Genomic DNA, 19,441 nt, shown 5'->3' with positions numbered 1-19,441 from the left:
AAATGAACTTTTGTAAATTTGCACTATAATATCTACTATTTATGAAAATTGAACAATTATATACTGGCTGTTTAGCACAAGGTGCTTATTATATTGAATCAGAAGGAGAAGTTGCTATAATAGACCCTTTAAGGGAAGTACAGCAGTATATTGACAAAACAGAAGCTAACAATTCAAAAATTAAATATATTCTAGAAACACATTTTCATGCTGATTTTGTTTCTGGACATGTAGATTTGGCTAAAAAAACAGGAGCAACAATTGTATTTGGACCTGGAGCAACTACAGAATATAACATACATACTGCAACAGATGGTGAAGAGCTTAAACTTGGAAATGTAACGCTTAAAGTATTACATACACCAGGACACACTTTAGAATCTACAACTTATCTTTTAATTGATGAAAATGGAAAAAATCACGCTATTTTTTCTGGTGACACTTTATTTTTAGGTGATGTCGGCCGACCAGATTTAGCGATTAAATCTGATTTAACAAAAGAAGATTTAGCTGGCATGTTATACGATTCGCTTCGAAATAAAATAATGACGCTCGAAGATGATGTTATCGTTTATCCTGCACATGGAGCTGGTTCTGCTTGTGGTAAAAATTTAAGCAAAGAAACTGTTGGTGTTTTAGGCGAACAGAAAAAAACAAATTATGCGCTGCGTGCAGATATGACAAAAGCCGAATTTGTTGAAGAAGTTTTAGATGGCATTGCTCCTCCTCCACAATATTTTGCTAAAAATGCAATTATGAATAAAATGGGTTACGATACGTTTGAAACTGTTTTAAAAACAGGAAACGTGCCACTTAATCCAGAAGAGTTTGAAGCTATGGCTAACCATGAGGCTGCATTAGTTTTAGATGTTAGAACTCAAGCCGACTTTATAAAAGCACATATTCCTAAATCTATTTTTATAGGATTAAATGGTGGATTTGCACCTTGGGTTGGTGCTTTAATTAAAGACATTAAACAACCTATTGTTTTGGTAGTTCCTGAAGGTAAATCTGAAGAAGCTGTAACAAGATTATCGCGTGTTGGTTATGATAATACCTTAGGTTATCTTGAAGGTGGATTAGAAGCTTGGCAAAACGCCGGAAAAGACATTGAAACCTTACAATCTATTTCAGCTGAAGAATTTGCCGCAAAAGCCAAAGAAAGCAAACTTAATATTTTAGATGTAAGAAAGGATGGCGAGTATTTATCATCTCATATAGAAGATGCACAACACTTGTCTTTAGACTTTATTAATGAAAAGATGAACGAGGTAGATAAAGACAAAACCTATTATGTACATTGTGCTGGAGGTTATCGTTCTGTTATTGCCGAGTCTATTTTAAAAGCAAGAGGTTATAATAATTTAATTGATGTTGAAGGTGGTTTTGGTGCTATTAAAAATACAGATTTACCAGTAACTGATTTTGTTTGTCCTACAACATTATAGATAAATAATGACTAGACCTAGCAGGTTTTAAAAACCTAGCAGGTCTTTTTTAAATCATTAATAATGAAAAATAAGACTCAAGTAGTAGTCTATAAAAACTAATAAACATGAAAAATTCATTTAACATACAGAACTTAAAATGTGGTGGTTGTGCAAATACAATCGTGACACAATTATCTAAACTAGATGGGATTTCTGAAGTTGAAGTTAATAACGATACTGATGAAGTCAGTTTTAATACGGTTTCTGTAACTGAAATTGAATCTGTAAAACAGAAGTTATCAGATTTAGGTTACCCTATTGTTGGAGATGCTAACTCATTACCAAAAAAGGCAAAGTCTTTTGTGAGTTGTGCTGTTGGTAGAATGACGAAGTAAACCTAATTATAGTCTATGTTTGTCATTCTGAACTTGGTTCAGAATCTCGTAACATTATAAATTAGATTCTGAAACAAATTCAGAATGACAGAATTAGCAAAGGTTACAAATAAAAAATCCCACTCAACGTGGGATTTTTTATTAAACTATTTCTGCACTAAGGCCTGCTTGTAAAAGCTTAGAGCATCTAGGCTCTAAATCTTCGTAAGGCCCAGTTTTTACCGTACACTTACCTTTGTAATGCACTAATAAAGCACATTGTTCGGCTTGTTCTGGCATGTGGTCACATGCATATATTAAAGTATCTATAACGTGGTCGAAGGTATTAACCTCATCATTAAACAACACAATTTCATTTTCTTTTACGACTTCTTCTTGTAAAAGCAGCTCTTCTGAGTATTTTTCTTTTGTCATCTTAAATCGCTTTTTAAGTACGTTTTGTGTACTTAGTGTGACAGACTCTATTTGTTAATCTCTACTAATTTATAAATTTTAACGATACCCAACGTCCTTTTTGTATAGTTTCATTCAATTTTAACATGTGTTTTTCACATTCTGCCGTTATAATTGGAATATCCTCTTCATAAAACCCACTTAAAAACAGTGTTCCATTAGTGTTTAAACATTTGGCATAACTTGGAATATCTGATAAAAGAATGTTTCTATTGATATTAGCAATGATGCTATCGTACGTTTTACCTTCTAACAACTTTACATCACCTTCGTAAACTGAAATGTTATGACAATCGTTACGTTCTACATTTTCTAAACTATTTAGGTAACACCAATTATCTATATCAATAGCATCTAGTTTAGTTGCACCAACTTTCTCTGCTAAAATAGCCAAAACACCTGTTCCGCAACCCATATCTAAAACCGATTTACCCGTAAAATCGTTTCTTAAGATATGCTGAATCATCATATGTGTGGTTTCATGATGACCTGTACCAAAACTCATTTTGGGTTCTATAATTAAATCGTATTTAGTGTCTGGTTTTTCATGAAATGGTGCACGTACAGATACTAAATCATCCACAATGATTGGGTTAAAGTTTTGCTCCCATTCCTCATTCCAGTTGGTTTGCTCTATTTCGTTGAATTCTGATGTAATTTCAAACTCCTCTGAACTTAAAATATAGATATCATCTAAGATGTTTTCATTCCATTCCTCTTTTTGAATGTATGCAGTTACTCCTTCTTCGGTTTCTACAAAACTTTCGAAACCTGCGTAACCGAGTTCTGCAATTAGAATTTCGGTGGCTGGTTGTAGTGGTTTTACTTTAAAATTGTAACCTATGTAAATTGTATTAGACATCTTATTTTTTTGATATACGATTGGTTGAATAACCCTTGGTAATTAATTGACTTTTGTCTTTATCACTAGCATTGGATTGCATGCGTTAGCGATAGAAACGGCATCCTTTTTATTTGGTGGCTGAGCGAAGCAGAAGCCACCGAATAAAAAGATATAGTGTATAGCGCGACCCTTGTGGTAACGCCCTAATTAGTTAAAATTTAAAACGCGTTTACTATAGCGTAAAAATCTTCGGCCTTAAGTGCAGCACCTCCAATTAATCCACCATCAACGTCTGGCTTAGAGAAAATTTCTTGCGCATTTGCAGGCTTTACACTTCCTCCATAAAGGATAGAAACACTGTCTGCAAGGTCGTTTCCGTACTTGTCTGATAATGTTTTTCTGATAAACGCATGCATGTCTTGCGCTTGCTCAGGGCTTGCAGTTTCGCCTGTTCCAATGGCCCAAACTGGCTCATAAGCCAACACAATATTTTTGAAAGCTTCTGCGCCTAAATGAAACAATGCGTTTTTTATTTGGCTACCTACAACAGCTTCTTCGTTACCTGCTTTACGGTCTGCTAATTCTTCTCCAAAACAGAAAATTACGCGCATATCATTTGCTAATGCTGCGTCTACTTTTTTGGCTAAAGACTCATCCGTTTCATTGAAATAAGCACGACGCTCACTGTGACCTAAAATTACAGTTTTAACACCAATACTTTTTAACATACTTGCGCTGATTTCGCCTGTGTAAGCTCCGTTTTCTGCAAAGTGCATGTTTTGTGCTACGACTTCTATATCTGATTCTCTTAATGATTGAAAAGCGTGCCATAGATTTGTAAATGTTGGTGCTACCATTACCTCTGCATTTGAGGTTTTGGTTTGACCTTGTAAGGCTGTAATTAACGTTTCAGTTTGTGCTAAATCGTTGTTCATTTTCCAGTTTCCGGCTACTATGTTTTTTCTCATAATGTTATGTATTAACTTCTTAAAAAAGAAGTGTTTATTGACTTGTAATTTTACAATACAAAAATAAGATAAAAAGACGACACAAATCTGGTCTGAAAGCTCAAATAATCAGCGCAAACGTTGTAGAAATGCGAATTATTTTTTGTTGTTAAGTTGAATCGCTAAATTGTAAAAAAATCTGTCATTTTTTTTATGATAGTTTTACCCTTGGGTCTAACCATGCGTAGATGATATCTACAAAAATATTGATGGTTATGAAGATAATGGCAATGACTAAAACGGCACCCATTATTACAGGTAAATCTAAGGTGTTTAGCGCGTTTACAATTTCTTTTCCGAGGCCATTCCACCCAAAAATATACTCTACAAAAACAGCGCCTGCTAGCATGGATGCAAACCATCCTGAAATTGCCGTAACCACTGGATTTAATGCATTTTTTACGGCATGGTTTTTAATAACCTGAAACTCACTTAAGCCTTTTGCCCTAGCGGTACGTATGTAATCTTGATTGAGGATTTCTAATAATGAATTTCGCATTAATTGAATGACTACTGCCAATGGTCTTATACCTAAAACAATTGCTGGCAGTATAAGGTTTTTCCATTTTATAGTCATTTTTTCTCCAAAATCGTCTAGCTCATATAAGCTACCAGTCATTTCTAGATTGGTGTATTTGTGTAAAACAAAGCCAAATAACCATGCGAAAAGAATGGCAGAAAAAAACGATGGTACACTCATACCAAATGTGCTTAAAATTTGAATGGTTTTATCTATCCAAGTGTCTTTATATAATGCTGAAATGATTCCGAAAATAATACCTAAAATTATTGCTATTACAATGGCTGAAACTGCCAAAACAAAGGTATTTGGAATAGTTTCGCCTATAACTTGCGTTACTTTTTTGCCTTGTTTGGTAAAGGATTCTCTAAGGTATGGTGCTTTTAGAACTGTTGTTGTATTTCCTATGGTAAATAGTTCTGTTGCTGCATATTTATTTGGACTTAAAAACGTGTAATCTGATTGCGAATTTGAATGAAATGAAATTGGTGATAAATCATTGAGATAATATAAAAATTGTGTCCCAATGGGTTTATCGAATCCATACTTTTGCTTTACTGCTGTGACTTGTTCTGCTGTTTGATTTTGACCTAACATCATTTTTGCCGGATCACCTGGTAGAATATTAAATAAAAAGAAAATGACTGTTACTACACCTAATAAAGTGATGAATGCGTAGAAGATTTTATTTATTAAATATCGTATCAGGTTGTTGGTTGTTGGTTGTTGGTTGTTGGTTGTTAAAAAATTGAATTCAAAATTTATAAATTACGCAATTCATAGAGTAAACCTATAACTAGATACTGACTACTGCTTACTGTTACTGAATACTGTGAACTGCTTACTGAACACTGAAAACCGAATACTACAATTCTACATCTTCAAAATCATTCCAGTGAGCTTTGTTCACCACTGTGCCTTTATTTAAAATTATGACACCTGGATTAGAACGCACTATGGTTTTTACCACTTTTTCGTCGGTAGCATAAAAGTTAAATTTAAGATCGTTCTCTTTAGCCAATTGCGCCATATCATCTGAACTTGAAGCCGAAATACCAATTACAGTATATCCTTTTGCTATAGCTCTATCAGTTAATGCTTTTATCTCAGCTACACCTTGTGCTTCGGTTTTCTCTTTAGCATAAATGGTAATAATTAGTAATTTATCTATACCTAAGAAATAGTCTAATTGGTTTTCTCCATCGACTTCAATCGTAAAATCTTGAATTGGTGGAATGTATCCTTCATCAATGACTTTAGTTTCTACACTCACATATTCTCCATCTACTTTTGGATAACTACCATTTGTAATAAACTCTTGGTTTTCGCCATTTACATTAAACGTCCAAGTATATTCTGAAACTGGCTTTGGCGCATCCTCAGGCGTTATAATCTGCTCTTGTATGTTTTTACCAATGGCATATGCTCTAAAATCAATAGATGGCAAATGCATTAAAACATGGTAACCAAACCAAAGTGAAACTATAAAACTTAACAAAGCAATAATTGTTGTTGGCAGTTTGGTGAAAATTGGTTTGATATGTTTTATGCCCACAAACAATATTAAAATTAAAACAAGTAAGATTAAATCTTTTGTAAAGCTTTCCCATGGTGTTAGTTTTAGCGCATCTCCAAAACATCCACAATCTTTAACTTTATCGAAATAAGCAGAATAGAACGTTAAAAACGTAAAAAACACAATCATTAATAGTAAGCTCCAAACGGTAAATTTTGGTTTATAGCCTATTAAAAGAAATACACCTAAAACAACCTCAAATACCACTACAATTACAGAAATACCTAGCGCAAATGGAATTAAAAATTCCATATTTAAGACATCTGCACTAAAGTACTCTTCAAGTTTGTATGAAAATCCTAACGGATCATTTAGCTTAATAAATCCTGAAATTATAAATAATATTCCTGTAAATATTCTACTAAGTTGTACTATGTATTTCATAAAATTATATCTTCTAAACTATTGACCTTCTCCTAAATGAATCATTGCAAAAACAGCATAATTAATCATATCTTGATAATTAGCATCAATACCTTCGCTTACTAAAGTCTTCCCAGCATTGTCTTCAATTTGCTTTACGCGTAATAATTTTTGTAAAATTAAATCGGTTAATGAGCTTACACGCATATCTCGCCAAGCTTCGCCATAATCGTGATTTTTGTCTAGCATTAATTGCTTAGTGACCGCAATTTTTTCGTCGTAAAGTTCTGTAGCTTCTTCAGTATCTAAATCTGGTTGCTCCACCACACCTTTTTCTAATTGTACCAATGCCATGGCACAATAATTAATAATGCCAATAAACTCGCTTACTTCGCCTTCATCTACTTTTCTAACATCGTTTTGTTGCAAGCCTCTAATGCGTTGTGCTTTTATAAAAATCTGATCGGTTAAAGATGGTAATCTTAAAATGCGCCATGCACTACCATAATCACTCATTTTATTTACAAAAAGTGCCCTACATTTTGCGATAACAGCATCGTATTGTTTTGAAGTATCTTGCATCTATTAAAAATTAGATTCTAGTATAAAGTTTGAAAAAATTAGTTAGCCTAAATACAATTAGAATAACGGCTTTACTAGAATAATGTAATTCTCGATTATCGAGTAAAATTTCCGTAAATTTCGCATAAATAAATTAGAAGTTCAAAGTTTGAGGTTTAAAGTTTTCTTAAGGCCTTTATAAGATGAAACATGAATATAAATTGTAAAGGAAAATTAATCGATTTATCGATGCCTAAAGTAATGGGAATCCTTAATGTTACACCAGATTCATTTTTTGATGGTGGAAAATACAAGGATGAAACCGAAATTTTAAATCAGGTGGAAACCATGCTAAAACACCAAGCCACTTTTATAGATATTGGTGGGTACAGTTCTAGACCAAATGCAGATGATGTTAGTGAAGCCGAAGAACTTAGTCGTGTTTTACCTGTCATTGAGTTAATATTGAAGCATTTTCCTAATATCTTAATTTCTATTGATACCTTTAGGAGTGAAGTTGCTAAACAAAGTGTTGAAGCTGGTGCTGCTTTAGTTAATGATATTTCGGCAGGTCAACTTGATTCTAATATGCTTGCAGTCGTTGGAAAACTTAGTGTGCCTTATATAATGATGCACATGAAAGGCACGCCCAAAACCATGCAACAGCAAACGCAATACACTGATTTAACCAAAGAAGTAATTTCTTATTTTGCCGAACGTATTGAAGCTGCACACCAAGAAAAAATTAATGATATAATCGTTGATCCTGGATTTGGATTTGCAAAAACAACAGAACAAAATTTTGAATTATTAAACCAATTAGAGTTATTACAGATGCTAGACAAGCCTATCCTTGCTGGAATTTCTAGAAAATCTATGATTTACAAAACTTTGAATTCAACCTCACAAGAAGCTTTAAATGGCACAACCGCCTTACACATGGTTGCTTTGCAAAAAGGTGCAAAACTATTACGCGTCCATGATGTTAAAGAAGCCATGGAATGTATTACACTTTATAATCAACTGAAATCTAATTAACCTATGCGCATTATATATCTCTTAATCATTCTATGTTGCTTTAGCTGTGATAACGAACGTGTTCTACTATTGCCAGAAATTGAAAACGCAGAAATAACAGAAGTCTTAGATGTGTCTCCTGCTTATATATTTTATGATGAAACACAACCAGATTCTACATTATTAAACCGAAAGAATTTAATAATTACTACCAATTGGCTGGTTAATGTAGATAAACGTTTGACATTAAAACAAGCTATTCCGCACATTAAATTCTTACAAGACAAAAAACGAAATGCAGAAATGCATAAAAATGAAGCGGCTAGAAATTACTTTTCATGTAATGATATAAGTATTGAAAATCTGGGGTTTATGGATTTTACGGATACTTCTTATAAGACTTATAAATATTCAATTGACTTTTCTTATTCAGAAATTATAAACGAACAAAAACTTAAAGAAAAGACCTCTCAGCTAAATGATTCTTTAATGAACGGTTTTCATAAAGGTCCTGATATAACTCAAGAATTTGAGATAAAATTCAATTCAATTAAAGACATTTATTTTGGAAGTGCTAAGGTCGAGAAGAATATGATTCAAGATTATTGTAATTTCTTAATTGGGACTAACAAATCGGTTAACCTTTTCTACTTAAAACCTTATTTTGATGAAAACATGACTTTTCAGGATTATATTTCAATAAAGTCAGAATTATCAAAATTGGACTCAGCGAAAATAATAATTGACTCTACTGAATTCATTTACTAAACATTAATTATTAAATTAGCAAAAACACTAATCGCTTGGAAAACTTACAACTTTGGGATTTTAGATTTATAGACTTCGTGGATGTCTTCCTCGTTGCTATTCTTCTATATTACATATATAAGCTTGTAAAAGGTACTGTTGCCATCAATATTTTTATCGGAATACTTGTTATTTATTTTGCTTGGCGTTTAACCGACTATCTCAATATGCAGATGCTATACAGCATTTTTGATGGTTTTATGAAGGTTGGTATTATTGCCTTGATTGTGGTCTTTCAACCAGAAATTAGAAAATTTTTATTGCTCGTTGGCTCCACAAATATTGGTGGTAAAAAAGGGATTTTTAAGAACTTTAAATTCTTAAAAAACGAAGATCAAACCTCTACAGATATTGATGCTATTATTAATGCTTGTAACAAAATGGGATCTTCAAATACTGGTGCTTTAATTGTAATTGAACGCAACAACAATCTCGATTTTTTGACAAACACTGGAGACGAAATGAATATTTTAGTCTCTCAACCCATCATAGAAAGTATCTTTTTTAAAAATAGTCCATTGCATGATGGCGCAATTATAATTGATAAAAATGTGGTTAAGGCGACACGTGTTATTTTGCCTGTTAACAATGAAAAGAATATTCCGGAGCGATTTGGATTACGTCACAGAGCTGCAATTGGTATTACCGAAAAAACTGATGCATTAGCACTTTGTGTAAGTGAAGAAACAGGGCAAATATCTTATATTAAAAATGGAGAATTTGTTATGTTCAGTAACACTGACGATCTCATTCAAAAAATAAAAGAAGATTTAGGCTAGTGAACTGTAAAAACTGTAATAATACATTAAGGGAATCACAAAAATTTTGTGACGAGTGTGGTGCAAAAATCATTCAGAATAGATTAAAACCAAAAGTTTTAGTCGCGCAAGTTAATGAGCAATTTCTTTGCGTAGATAACAAATTCCTGCGCACTTTTATTCATCTTTTTACTAAACCAGAAATGGTTATTGTTAGTTATATAGATGGGACAAGAAAAAAATATATTGATGTTTTACAATATTTTGCCATTGCATTAACCTTAGCTGGTATTCAGTTATTTATAATGAGTACGTTTTTTAAAGAATCTTTAGATTTTCAGAGTGGTTTTGTGGACGGCCTTAATTCTTCATCATCACAAAAAGATAATCCTTTCAAAAATATCAACACTGATTTTTTTAGCAAATCCCAGAGTATATTATATATTTTATTTGTTCCCTTCTACGCCTTTGGGACATGGTTTACCTATTATATCTTAAACGAAAGAGTTTATAATTACACAGAACATATTGTTATTAATTTATATTATAATGCTCAAATTATTATACTTACAGCTGTATTTGGAACCTTATTCGCCATAATAGGCGTTGAATACTATATAGTATCTTTAGCATTATTTATTCCAACACTTCTTTATTTATTCTATATTTTGAAACGCGTATTTAAAGATACGTTTTGGGCTGCATTTTTGAGATTCATCATTGCAAGTTTCATCGCATTGACCTCCATGTTTATTATTGGTATTATAATTACTTTACTATTTATAATACTATCTATTTAAAACATTATGTAGACTTCAAATCCTTTTGTATAATTTTTAAAATAATTTATAAATACCTCAAACCTATTTACAATACAGTTTTTTTTTTTAGCAAAACTAAACCGCTTCTGCCTTTAAAAATTGTACTTCATAAAGGTTTTTGTAGTAACCTGTTTCTTTTTCAAGAAGTGATTTGTGCGTACCAATTTCTACAATTTCTCCAGCATCCATCACTATGATTTTATCTGCTTGTTGTATAGTAGCTAATCGATGAGCAATAACTATAGATGTTCTACCTTCCGTAATTTTATCGGTTGCATCTTGTATTAATTGCTCTGAATATGAATCTACAGAAGACGTTGCTTCATCTAATATTAAAATACTTGGATTAGTGACATAAGCTCTTAAAAACGAAATTAATTGGCGCTGTCCAGAAGATAGCATCACACCTCTTTCCTTCACATTATAATGATAACCGTTTGGCAAACTAGAAATAAAATCATGAATCCCAATCGCCTTCGCAGCTTTCACAACATCTTCCTCAGTAATATTTTCATTATTTAATGTAATATTATTAAGAATTGTATCTGCAAATAAAAACACATCTTGTAATACTACTGCTATTTGGCTTCTTAATGAACTTAAAGTCATGTCTTTTATATCAGTGTCATCGACTTTAATAATTCCTGAATTGATATCGTAAAAACGATTCAACAAATTAATAATCGTTGATTTTCCTGCACCAGTTGCTCCTACAATTGCAATTGTTTCTCCTGCTTCAACATTAAAAGAAATTCCTTTAAGGACCTCTTCATCTTTTACATAAGAAAATCTTACATCACTAAACGCAATAGCACCTTTAAAATGATTAGCCTCAATAGTACCAGAATCATCAATATTAGATGTTGTATCTAATACTTTAAAAACACGATCTGCAGCCACCATTCCCATTTGTAAGGTGTTGAATTTATTGGCGATTTGGTTTAATGGTCTAAACAACATTGGAATAAACATCGTAAATGAAATTAAATCACCTAGTGTTGTACCTGGCACTTTTGTGAGCGCATCAAATCCACCAACTAAAATAACCATTGCCAAAGTTAATGATCCTAAAAACTCAGCAATAGGAAAGAATATGGAATTATACCAAACCGTTTTTATCCAACCGTTTTTATGACGTTCATTAATGGCTTTAAAGTTCTTGTATTCCGTTTCTTCTCTTGTAAACAATTGAAGAATTTTCATTCCTGTTACACGTTCTTGCACAAATGAGTTTAAATTAGAAACTTCCGTACGTACATCTTCAAAAGCACGTTTCATATATTTCTGAAAGATCTTTGTTGCAAACAACACGATTGGCATGGTCACAAAAACAATAAGACTAAGCTTTAAATTTATAAATGCCATAAAGCCTGCTACTACTAACATTTTCAGAATATCACTAAAAATCATAAACAGACCTTGCCCAAATATATCTGCTATACGTTCCATATCAGTTACTGCTCTTGTAATTAACACACCTACCGAAGATTTATCGAAATAGGTCATTTTAAATTTAAGCATATGCTTAAACAGCTTAACTCTGATATCCTTAACCACAGACTGCCCTAACCAACTTGCATAATAAATAAACAGGAGTTGAGAAATAACTTCTAAAATTAAGAGCACAAGCATAATAACCATATACAAGACAAAGCCATTGTATTTTTTATCTGCTATTTGCACGTCAATAGCTTCTTTTAAAATATAAGGTCTAAGTGCTCCAAAAACTGCTAAGCCAACAACACAAATTAATGAAATTACAAAAACAGTGCGATACGGTTTTATGTACTGCAGTAATCGTGTAAACAACGATACATCAAATATTTTCTTTTCCTTTTCTGCCATCTTCTACTGAACTTGCTTCAGTATCTTTTTAGTTTATTTTAATTGTTTCAGGATACACTATTTCTTCTAAATATAAGCCATGTGCTGGCACCGAAAATCCGGCTTCACTCCTATTTTTAGAAGTAATGATATGATGTAAATCTTCTGGATTTAATTTTCCTAAACCAATATTTACCATCGTGCCAACAATAGCTCTTACCATGTTTCTCAAAAAACGATCTGCTTTAATTGTGAATATTAGCTGATGTTCTTTTTGTTCCCAAAAGGCTTCCATTATATCACAATTATACGTTTTTACATCTGTATTCGACTTAGAAAAGCATTGAAAATCTTTATATTGAAATAGAATTTTGCAAGCCTCATTCATCGCTTCTAGATTAAGAGGTAGATGTACGAGATAAGCATAATCATAATCAAAAACATTTTTTGAAGTAGAAATCTTATAATTATATGTTCTGCTCGTTGCATAGAAACGCGCATGCATTTCAGGTTTTACTTCAAAAATAGATGTAACGGCAATATCTTTTTGTAATAACGAATTGAGCTTATACACTAAATCTTTCGATTGAAATTCGCCATCAAAATCAAAATGAGCAAACATCTGTGATGCATGTACACCAGCATCTGTTCTACCTGCTCCCATAATTGAAATTTTAGCTTTCAAAATAGTAGACAAAGCCTTTTCTAATACTTCTTGCACAGAAATAGCATTGGGTTGGTTTTGCCAACCATGATATGCTCTACCATTATATGAAAGTTCTATGAAAAATCGCAATAGAAATCTTACTTTTGTTAAATGCAAAGTTACAGTTTTAGATGCTAAAGAAATCCTAAATAATTAATAAGATTTCTGTCTTCGTAAAAAGCAAATATGAAAAAAATTCTCCTTTTATCTGACACACATAGTTACATTGATGATGCTATTTTAAAATATGTAAAACAAGCTGATGAAGTTTGGCATGCTGGTGATATTGGCGACTTATCAGTAACTGATCGTATTGTAGAACTAAAACCTTTAAAAGCCGTTTACGGGAATATCGATAACGCTAAAGCAAGAGCTGAATTCCCTTTACATAATAGATTTATGTGCGAAGGTGTTGATGTTTGGATTACTCACATTGGTGGTTATCCACCAAAGTATAGTAATAAAGTAAAAGAGGCTTTAGCTGCAAATCCGCCAGATCTATTTATCACAGGTCATTCACATATTTTAAAAGTGATGCCAGACAAAAAATTAGATTTACTACACATGAATCCTGGAGCTGCAGGTAAACATGGCTTTCATAAAGTGAGAACGATGCTTCGTTTTAAAATTGAAGGTAAAAATATAACAGACTTGGAAGTGATAGAATTTGAAACCCGATAAAAAACAAAAAACCCAGACGGCAGCGCCTGGGTTTTTCACACTAATACTACTAAGATTTTAGGTCTATCGTAATCGATCTACAGATTTCACAAGATCTTCATCCTTTTTAATAGCCTTGTTAGCCAAGACTAAACACACAATAGAAAAAATAGGAAGAAGAATCCCAATACCTTTCTCAGAAACGTTAGTTTCTCCAGATAAATTTTGCGATTGATATACAAAGATTCCTAGTAAAATAAAGTTTAATATTATATTGAGTCGTCCCAAAACAAATTGAAACTTCCTGTTTTTAAAACTAAAAATTGAAATTAATGATAATAATGCAGATCCTAAAAATAAGCCTAGATATGTGTAATTATCTAAGGCGAATACTTTAACGCCTTCATTATTTAACCACAAATGAAACACAAATATTAAGCCTGCAGAAATACCTGCGGCTAAAAATAAATATAAGGTTTGAATGCGTTGAATCATATTTTACTAAAAAAGCTCTGCAAAATTAGTAGTTTATTTTTTAAAAAGATAGAAAATGTTTTAAAATAAAATTGTATTATTGCAATAGTAAGAAGTAACATACTGAGTTACATCTTTATAATCTTCCAAATTAATCTCTCTTTTTTTCTTTTTATTTCATTTAGAAAATATTGAATTAATAATATCAAATTATAATACATATACAACATTCGAATGTTTGAAATTTCCCAGTTAAAAGCTAAGAAACTACCTGAATTACAGGAGTTAGCGAAACAACTAAACGTACCAAAATACCGTACATTAAAAAAATTAGACTTGGTGTATCAAATCTTAGATTACCAAGCAGCCAATCCTGGTGCGGTTAAAGCTAAAGTAGAAACTGAAGCTAAACCAGAATCAGCGAAAGCAGAAGCTAAAGCACCTCAAAAGCGTGCTAGAGTTCAGAAAAAACCTCAAGAAAACAAAGATCAAAAAGCCATAGAGTTTACTGATAAGGATAAAAAAGAGGAAGAAAAGCCTAGAGCACAAAAACCTAGAAACACTAAATCTAATAACGATAAAGTAAGTGATTCTTCTGGTAAAGACACTAGGTCACAAAATGACAAAACGAAAAAAGACAATTCCAACAAGGAAAATCCTCAACACAAAAACCAGGATAACAAGTCTAACGACAAGAGACGTTCTAACTCTAATCAAAACAATGATAAAAGACAGAACAACCAATCTAAAAATAACAACAGAAACAACAATAATCAAAAAAATAATGGCAATAAGGATAGCAGAAATCGCTATCGTGAGCCAGATTTTGAATTTGATGCTATTATTGAGAGTGAAGGAGTCTTAGACATTATGCAAGACGGTTATGGTTTCTTAAGATCATCTGACTATAACTATTTATCATCACCAGATGACATTTATGTTTCGCAATCTCAAATTCGTTTATTCGGATTAAAAACTGGTGATACAGTTCTTGGACATGTAAGACCTCCTAAAGAAGGTGAAAAGTATTTCCCTTTAATTAAGGTCAGTAAAATTAATGGACAAAGTCCAAATGTGGTTAGAGATAGAGTAGCTTTTGAGCACTTAACTCCTTTATTTCCACAAGAGAAATTCAATTTAGCCGAAAAGCAAGCGACAATTTCTACACGTATTATGGATTTGTTTGCTCCTATTGGAAAAGGACAACGTGGTATGATTGTATCGCAACCAAAAACGGGTAAAACTATGTTACTTAAGGATGTTGCTAATGCTATTGCAGCCAATCATCCAGAAGTTTATCAAATGATTTTACTTATTGATGAGCGTCCTGAAGAAGTAACAGACATGCAACGTAATGTACGTGGTGAAGTCATTGCTTCTACTTTTGATAAAGAAGCTCATGAGCATGTAAGAATTGCGAATATCGTATTAGAAAAAGCAAAACGTTTGGTAGAATGTGGCCACGATGTGGTTATTTTATTAGATTCAATTACACGTTTAGCTAGAGCTTATAATACGGTTCAACCAGCATCAGGAAAAATACTTTCTGGTGGTGTTGATGCCAATGCATTACATAAACCTAAACGTTTCTTTGGTGCTGCTCGTAATATTGAAAATGGTGGTTCTTTAACAATTATTGCCACAGCATTGACAGAAACTGGTTCTAAAATGGACGAAGTAATTTTTGAAGAATTTAAAGGAACTGGTAACATGGAACTGCAATTAGATCGTAAGATTTCTAACCGTAGAATCTTCCCAGCAATTGACCTAACATCATCTAGTACAAGACGTGATGATATTCTTTTAGATGCGAACACGATTCAAAGAATGTGGGTAATGCGTAAGTATTTGGCAGATATGAATCCGGTTGAAGCTATGGAATTCATTAATGATCGTTTTAAACAAACAAGAAATAATGAAGAGTTTTTAATTTCTATGAATGGATAAAACGCTTTAAATATATTTTATTAAAAAACCTTGAATTAAACGTTCAAGGTTTTTTTTATGTTTAAATATAAAAGATTAAACTATTGAATTAAACACGTGGTTTAGCAATACCTCTATCATACATCACAATACTACCTGCAACGGAAACGTTAAGACTTAATTGCGACTGAAACTTTATTAGAAAATGACTTTTCTCTATAGCTTGTTTAGATAAACCATGATCTTCTGCGCCAAGCAAATACACACATCGTCTAGGATGATTAAAGGTTTCTAAAGACACAGCGTCTTCAGTTAATTCTACACCTACAAGCCTTGCTCCTTTTGGGATGTTATTATAAAAATCATCAAACGTATCGTAATGAAAATATGGCATTGATTTTACGGCATTGTGCGTATCACAGGCCTGTTTTGCATAACGATTACCAATGGTAAAAATAAAACTAGCACCAAGATTTTGAGCTGATCGCCACAGTACACCTAAATTTTCAGGTGTTTTTCCATTTTGAATTCCTATACCGAAGAATTCATTCGTAAAATTATCATTCATATCACAAAACTAAGAAAGCTCGTGCTCTAAACGAAATTGATTGCTATGAGATTAGAGTTATAAATTGAAGGAAATCATAATCGGAAAATGATCTGATGGATATTTTAAATCCCACGAATCACTTAAAACAGCATACTTTTTTACATCAATATCTTTACTAACAAATAAATAATCTATGCGTCTAATTACAGGTTGATCAAAATGAAAACCATTATAAGTTCCTATTGGTCCAAAAGTTAGTTCTGCTACATTTTTACTGTCGTTTAAATTTTTAGACAAAAACTGAATACTTTCATGATCGTCCTCCATATTAAAATCACCACTTAGAACTACAGGATAATTTTCTGTATTAATTTCTTTTATTTTCTTATCAATTAAGACAGCGCTTTGTACTCTAGCTACTTTACCAACATGGTCAAAATGTGTATTAAATAAGTAGAATTTTTTTCCTGTATCTATATTTTTAAATAAAGCATAAGTACAAACTCTATTGCATACAGCATCCCAACCCATTGAGACTTTATCTGGTGTTTCTGACAACCAAAACGTATTAGAGCTCTCAAGTTGAAACTTATCTTTTTTGTAAAAAATTGCAGAATACTCGCCTTTATCCTTTCCATCATCTCTACCAACACCAACAAAACTATAATCTACTAAAAGACTATCCATTTCCATCATCTGGTTTGGCATCGCTTCTTGTACGCCTAAAACATCTGGTTCGTGAAACTTAATCTGATTAATAAAAAATGCCTTCCTATTGGTCCAACTATTTTTACCTTCCTTTGGTGCATCTAATTTTATATTATAGGACATTACGTTTAGTTCTTGTGCAGGTAAAATTGTTAAGAACATTAGTAGAGAGATTGTTAAAATATGTTTCATGTTATTCGATATAAATGATTTCACTTTTTTCAGAAATTCCGTTTTCACTATAGGCTTCTATGCTAAAATAATAAGGTGTATCCCTATCTAAACAACGCATAAAATGTTTATTAGTATCATATACTTGCCACGATTGGTACAATTTATCTTTAGCAATTCCCCAACGAATATTATAGCCTTGAGCACCTTTAACTGGGTTCCATGAAAAAGAAATATCTCTTCGATCTTCCTCACGCTTGATTTTAAATCCTGAAACTTTTTCTGGTTGACTTCCAACTCCTAAGCCAAAAACTCTAAACTCCGACATTGCAAAATTTTCTCCAGGCACTTTTACATTGTTATAACGCACAAATTTTGCCATAGTAGGTTCATCTAAAACTATGTAAGCATTTGGCGTATCTTTTTCGCTGCTACTTCTATCTACAACGGTTTTCCAATCTTTGCCATTCTCAGAAACCTCAATACTAAATTGATGTTTTAATCCGTCTATACGTGTGTATATACCAGATTCATGATCATGAAAATTTAGTTGAAATGCGTGAATAGTTCCTGCATTCTGCATCTCTACTGTTATCCATTGTCTACTATCGTTTGCCTCTGCAACCCAAAATGTTTTTGGATTTTCATCCGTTAAAATTTTAGAAATAATAGCACCATTTTTATTTATTTCCTTCGGTAGTTCGGTAACTGTCACCTCATCATCATTTGATGTAAATTTCATAACTTGCTTTAACGAGGACGACACGGTTACATCACCTTTATAAGACAATAACATCCAACCATTATGCTGACCTGCTTTGGTAGGATGATTAGCGCCATAACGCGGATAATCTCCATATTCTGTATTAGAGTACATCAATCCATCAGCATCAAAATAAGTAGGGAACATACATAATCGTCTTTCCCATTGCGCATTAGACGCTAAAGCCATAGTTGCAAAATGCCAATATTGACCATTGGTTTGTTTTACCGTTATACCATGACCTGCTCCATTTGTAAAACCACCTGGTTTAAAACTCATAGGATTATTTTTCATGTAATTAAAAGGACCTAAAGGTGTATCACCAACGTAAACACCATCTGCATATACATTAAACTGAGTTCCTGGTGCTGCATACTGTAAATAGTATTTGCCATTATGCTTTGTCATAGACGCACCTTCCATATAACCGTCTTTTAAGGTTGGATGAAAATTATTTTCTCCAAAACGTTCCCAGCCATGTTTTTCTTCATCTAGGTTGAATAGTTCTTTTTTAACACCTGTTTCTAAAAAACGATCATCTTTATTGAGCATTTTTACACGAAGTGGATGCACATTAGAAGAGCCCCAAAATAAATATGTTTTGCCGTCATCATCAATAAATAATTCCGAATCTTGGATATTATTTGAAATTGATGCTGTTGGTGTCCATTTTCCAGATTTTGGATCATCAGTATAAAGAATACTTCCATAACCTGCAGGATCACCTGCAAAATAAACTAACGAATCTTTATAATTAAATGCAGTTGGCGCATTACTTCCTTCAAAAAACCATTGTTGTGGTTTTATAAATTCCCAATTTACTAAATCGGTAGAATGCCAATAGCCAAAAGAGCGTGTTACAAACATATAATACGCTCCTTTAAATTCAATAACTGCAGGATCTGCACCAGATCGATACGACTTATTTTTACTAGAATTATAAACCATATATGTATAATCTATATCTAACGGATTAATATAGGTTTCAAATCCTTTTTTTATTTCTGATTTCTCCTCTGAATTAAGACCATTCTCTGTTGCCTCATTTTTATTTGAGTTACAAGAAAACAAGACCGCAATAGCGAATAAGAAAAGTATGTTCTTCAT

The 19,441-nt window shown here is 32.5% G+C and carries 20 protein-coding genes; 8 read left to right on the top strand and 12 right to left on the bottom strand.

Annotation, left to right across the window (positions count from 1 at the left end):
• The first annotated feature begins 41 nt into the window (after positions 1–41).
• Entirely contained in the window at positions 42–1,448 is a 1,407-nt protein-coding gene (locus tag Q0891_RS05090; protein WP_299099375.1) for an MBL fold metallo-hydrolase, read from the top strand.
• A gap of 107 nt (positions 1,449–1,555) precedes the next feature.
• A complete protein-coding gene (locus Q0891_RS05085; RefSeq protein ID WP_299099374.1) occupies positions 1,556–1,825 on the top strand; it encodes a heavy metal-associated domain-containing protein in 270 nt (89 codons plus the stop codon).
• Between the two features lie 141 nt (positions 1,826–1,966).
• On the opposite strand, the gene Q0891_RS05080 is transcribed toward Q0891_RS05085, so the two are convergent.
• The 6 genes from Q0891_RS05080 to Q0891_RS05055 form a co-directional block, all read right to left on the bottom strand.
• On the bottom strand, positions 1,967–2,239 hold the full coding sequence (locus tag Q0891_RS05080) for an ATP-dependent Clp protease adaptor ClpS (RefSeq protein ID WP_157362944.1): 273 nt from the start codon (positions 2,237–2,239) through the stop codon (positions 1,967–1,969).
• Between the two features lie 64 nt (positions 2,240–2,303).
• Positions 2,304–3,140: a 50S ribosomal protein L11 methyltransferase gene (gene prmA, locus Q0891_RS05075; protein ID WP_299099372.1), complete on the bottom strand. Its 837-nt coding sequence runs from the start codon at positions 3,138–3,140 to the stop codon at positions 2,304–2,306.
• A 200-nt stretch (positions 3,141–3,340) separates the two neighbouring features.
• Positions 3,341–4,090 (bottom strand): triose-phosphate isomerase, encoded by a 750-nt coding sequence (gene tpiA, locus Q0891_RS05070; protein WP_299099370.1) that lies wholly within the window; start codon positions 4,088–4,090, stop codon positions 3,341–3,343.
• Between the two features lie 190 nt (positions 4,091–4,280).
• Positions 4,281–5,357 (bottom strand): ABC transporter permease, encoded by a 1,077-nt coding sequence (locus Q0891_RS05065; RefSeq protein WP_299099682.1) that lies wholly within the window; start codon positions 5,355–5,357, stop codon positions 4,281–4,283.
• Between the two features lie 157 nt (positions 5,358–5,514).
• Positions 5,515–6,609 (bottom strand): BT_3928 family protein, encoded by a 1,095-nt coding sequence (locus Q0891_RS05060; RefSeq protein ID WP_299099368.1) that lies wholly within the window; start codon positions 6,607–6,609, stop codon positions 5,515–5,517.
• Between the two features lie 18 nt (positions 6,610–6,627).
• Positions 6,628–7,170: a DUF1599 domain-containing protein gene (locus Q0891_RS05055; protein ID WP_299099366.1), complete on the bottom strand. Its 543-nt coding sequence runs from the start codon at positions 7,168–7,170 to the stop codon at positions 6,628–6,630.
• Between the two features lie 189 nt (positions 7,171–7,359).
• Here Q0891_RS05055 and folP point away from each other — a divergent pair, with 189 nt between their 5' ends.
• From folP to Q0891_RS05035, 4 genes are read left to right on the top strand one after another with little or no spacing between them, the layout of a single operon-like run.
• Positions 7,360–8,187 carry a dihydropteroate synthase gene (gene folP / locus Q0891_RS05050; protein WP_299099364.1) on the top strand — a complete coding sequence of 276 codons (828 nt, stop codon included), beginning with the start codon at positions 7,360–7,362 and terminating at the stop codon, positions 8,185–8,187.
• A gap of 3 nt (positions 8,188–8,190) precedes the next feature.
• Positions 8,191–8,934: a hypothetical protein gene (locus Q0891_RS05045; protein WP_299099363.1), complete on the top strand. Its 744-nt coding sequence runs from the start codon at positions 8,191–8,193 to the stop codon at positions 8,932–8,934.
• A gap of 35 nt (positions 8,935–8,969) precedes the next feature.
• The gene (gene cdaA, locus Q0891_RS05040; protein ID WP_299099362.1) at positions 8,970–9,752 is read left to right on the top strand and encodes a diadenylate cyclase CdaA; all 783 of its coding nucleotides are present in this window, start codon (positions 8,970–8,972) and stop codon (positions 9,750–9,752) included.
• Positions 9,752–10,531 carry a DUF3667 domain-containing protein gene (locus Q0891_RS05035; RefSeq protein WP_299099360.1) on the top strand — a complete coding sequence of 260 codons (780 nt, stop codon included), beginning with the start codon at positions 9,752–9,754 and terminating at the stop codon, positions 10,529–10,531. Before cdaA ends, Q0891_RS05035 begins: the two co-directional genes overlap by 1 nt.
• A 96-nt stretch (positions 10,532–10,627) precedes the next feature.
• Here Q0891_RS05035 and Q0891_RS05030 read toward each other — a convergent pair whose 3' ends face one another.
• Both Q0891_RS05030 and truA read right to left on the bottom strand, forming a co-directional pair.
• On the bottom strand, positions 10,628–12,397 hold the full coding sequence (locus Q0891_RS05030) for an ABC transporter ATP-binding protein (protein WP_299099358.1): 1,770 nt from the start codon (positions 12,395–12,397) through the stop codon (positions 10,628–10,630).
• Positions 12,398–12,425: 28 nt separating this feature from the next.
• Positions 12,426–13,172, bottom strand: coding sequence for a tRNA pseudouridine(38-40) synthase TruA (truA, locus tag Q0891_RS05025; RefSeq protein WP_299099680.1), 747 nt, complete (start codon positions 13,170–13,172; stop codon positions 12,426–12,428).
• A 96-nt stretch (positions 13,173–13,268) separates the two neighbouring features.
• Between truA and Q0891_RS05020 the strand changes: the two genes are divergently transcribed.
• Positions 13,269–13,763, top strand: a complete 495-nt coding sequence (locus tag Q0891_RS05020) for a metallophosphoesterase family protein (RefSeq protein ID WP_299099356.1) — start codon at positions 13,269–13,271, stop codon at positions 13,761–13,763.
• A gap of 63 nt (positions 13,764–13,826) precedes the next feature.
• Here Q0891_RS05020 and Q0891_RS05015 read toward each other — a convergent pair whose 3' ends face one another.
• Complete coding sequence (locus tag Q0891_RS05015) at positions 13,827–14,237, bottom strand: DUF4293 domain-containing protein (protein WP_299099354.1); 411 nt, start codon at positions 14,235–14,237, stop codon at positions 13,827–13,829.
• A gap of 213 nt (positions 14,238–14,450) precedes the next feature.
• Between Q0891_RS05015 and rho the strand changes: the two genes are divergently transcribed.
• Positions 14,451–16,163 (top strand): transcription termination factor Rho, encoded by a 1,713-nt coding sequence (rho, locus tag Q0891_RS05010; RefSeq protein ID WP_299099353.1) that lies wholly within the window; start codon positions 14,451–14,453, stop codon positions 16,161–16,163.
• Positions 16,164–16,251: 88 nt separating this feature from the next.
• On the opposite strand, the gene Q0891_RS05005 is transcribed toward rho, so the two are convergent.
• From Q0891_RS05005 to Q0891_RS04995, 3 genes are read right to left on the bottom strand one after another with little or no spacing between them, the layout of a single operon-like run.
• The gene (locus Q0891_RS05005) at positions 16,252–16,710 is read right to left on the bottom strand and encodes an RNA methyltransferase (RefSeq protein WP_299099351.1); all 459 of its coding nucleotides are present in this window, start codon (positions 16,708–16,710) and stop codon (positions 16,252–16,254) included.
• Between the two features lie 57 nt (positions 16,711–16,767).
• Positions 16,768–17,592, bottom strand: coding sequence for an endonuclease/exonuclease/phosphatase family protein (locus Q0891_RS05000; RefSeq protein WP_299099350.1), 825 nt, complete (start codon positions 17,590–17,592; stop codon positions 16,768–16,770).
• A 1-nt stretch (position 17,593) separates the two neighbouring features.
• Positions 17,594–19,441 (bottom strand): family 43 glycosylhydrolase, encoded by a 1,848-nt coding sequence (locus Q0891_RS04995; protein WP_299099349.1) that lies wholly within the window; start codon positions 19,439–19,441, stop codon positions 17,594–17,596.

Origin of the sequence: uncultured Winogradskyella sp. (assembly GCF_947498005.1) — a bacterium.
In the GTDB taxonomy this organism is placed as follows: Bacteria; Bacteroidota; Bacteroidia; order Flavobacteriales; family Flavobacteriaceae; genus Winogradskyella.
This window is presented reverse-complemented; position numbering and strand designations above follow the sequence as displayed.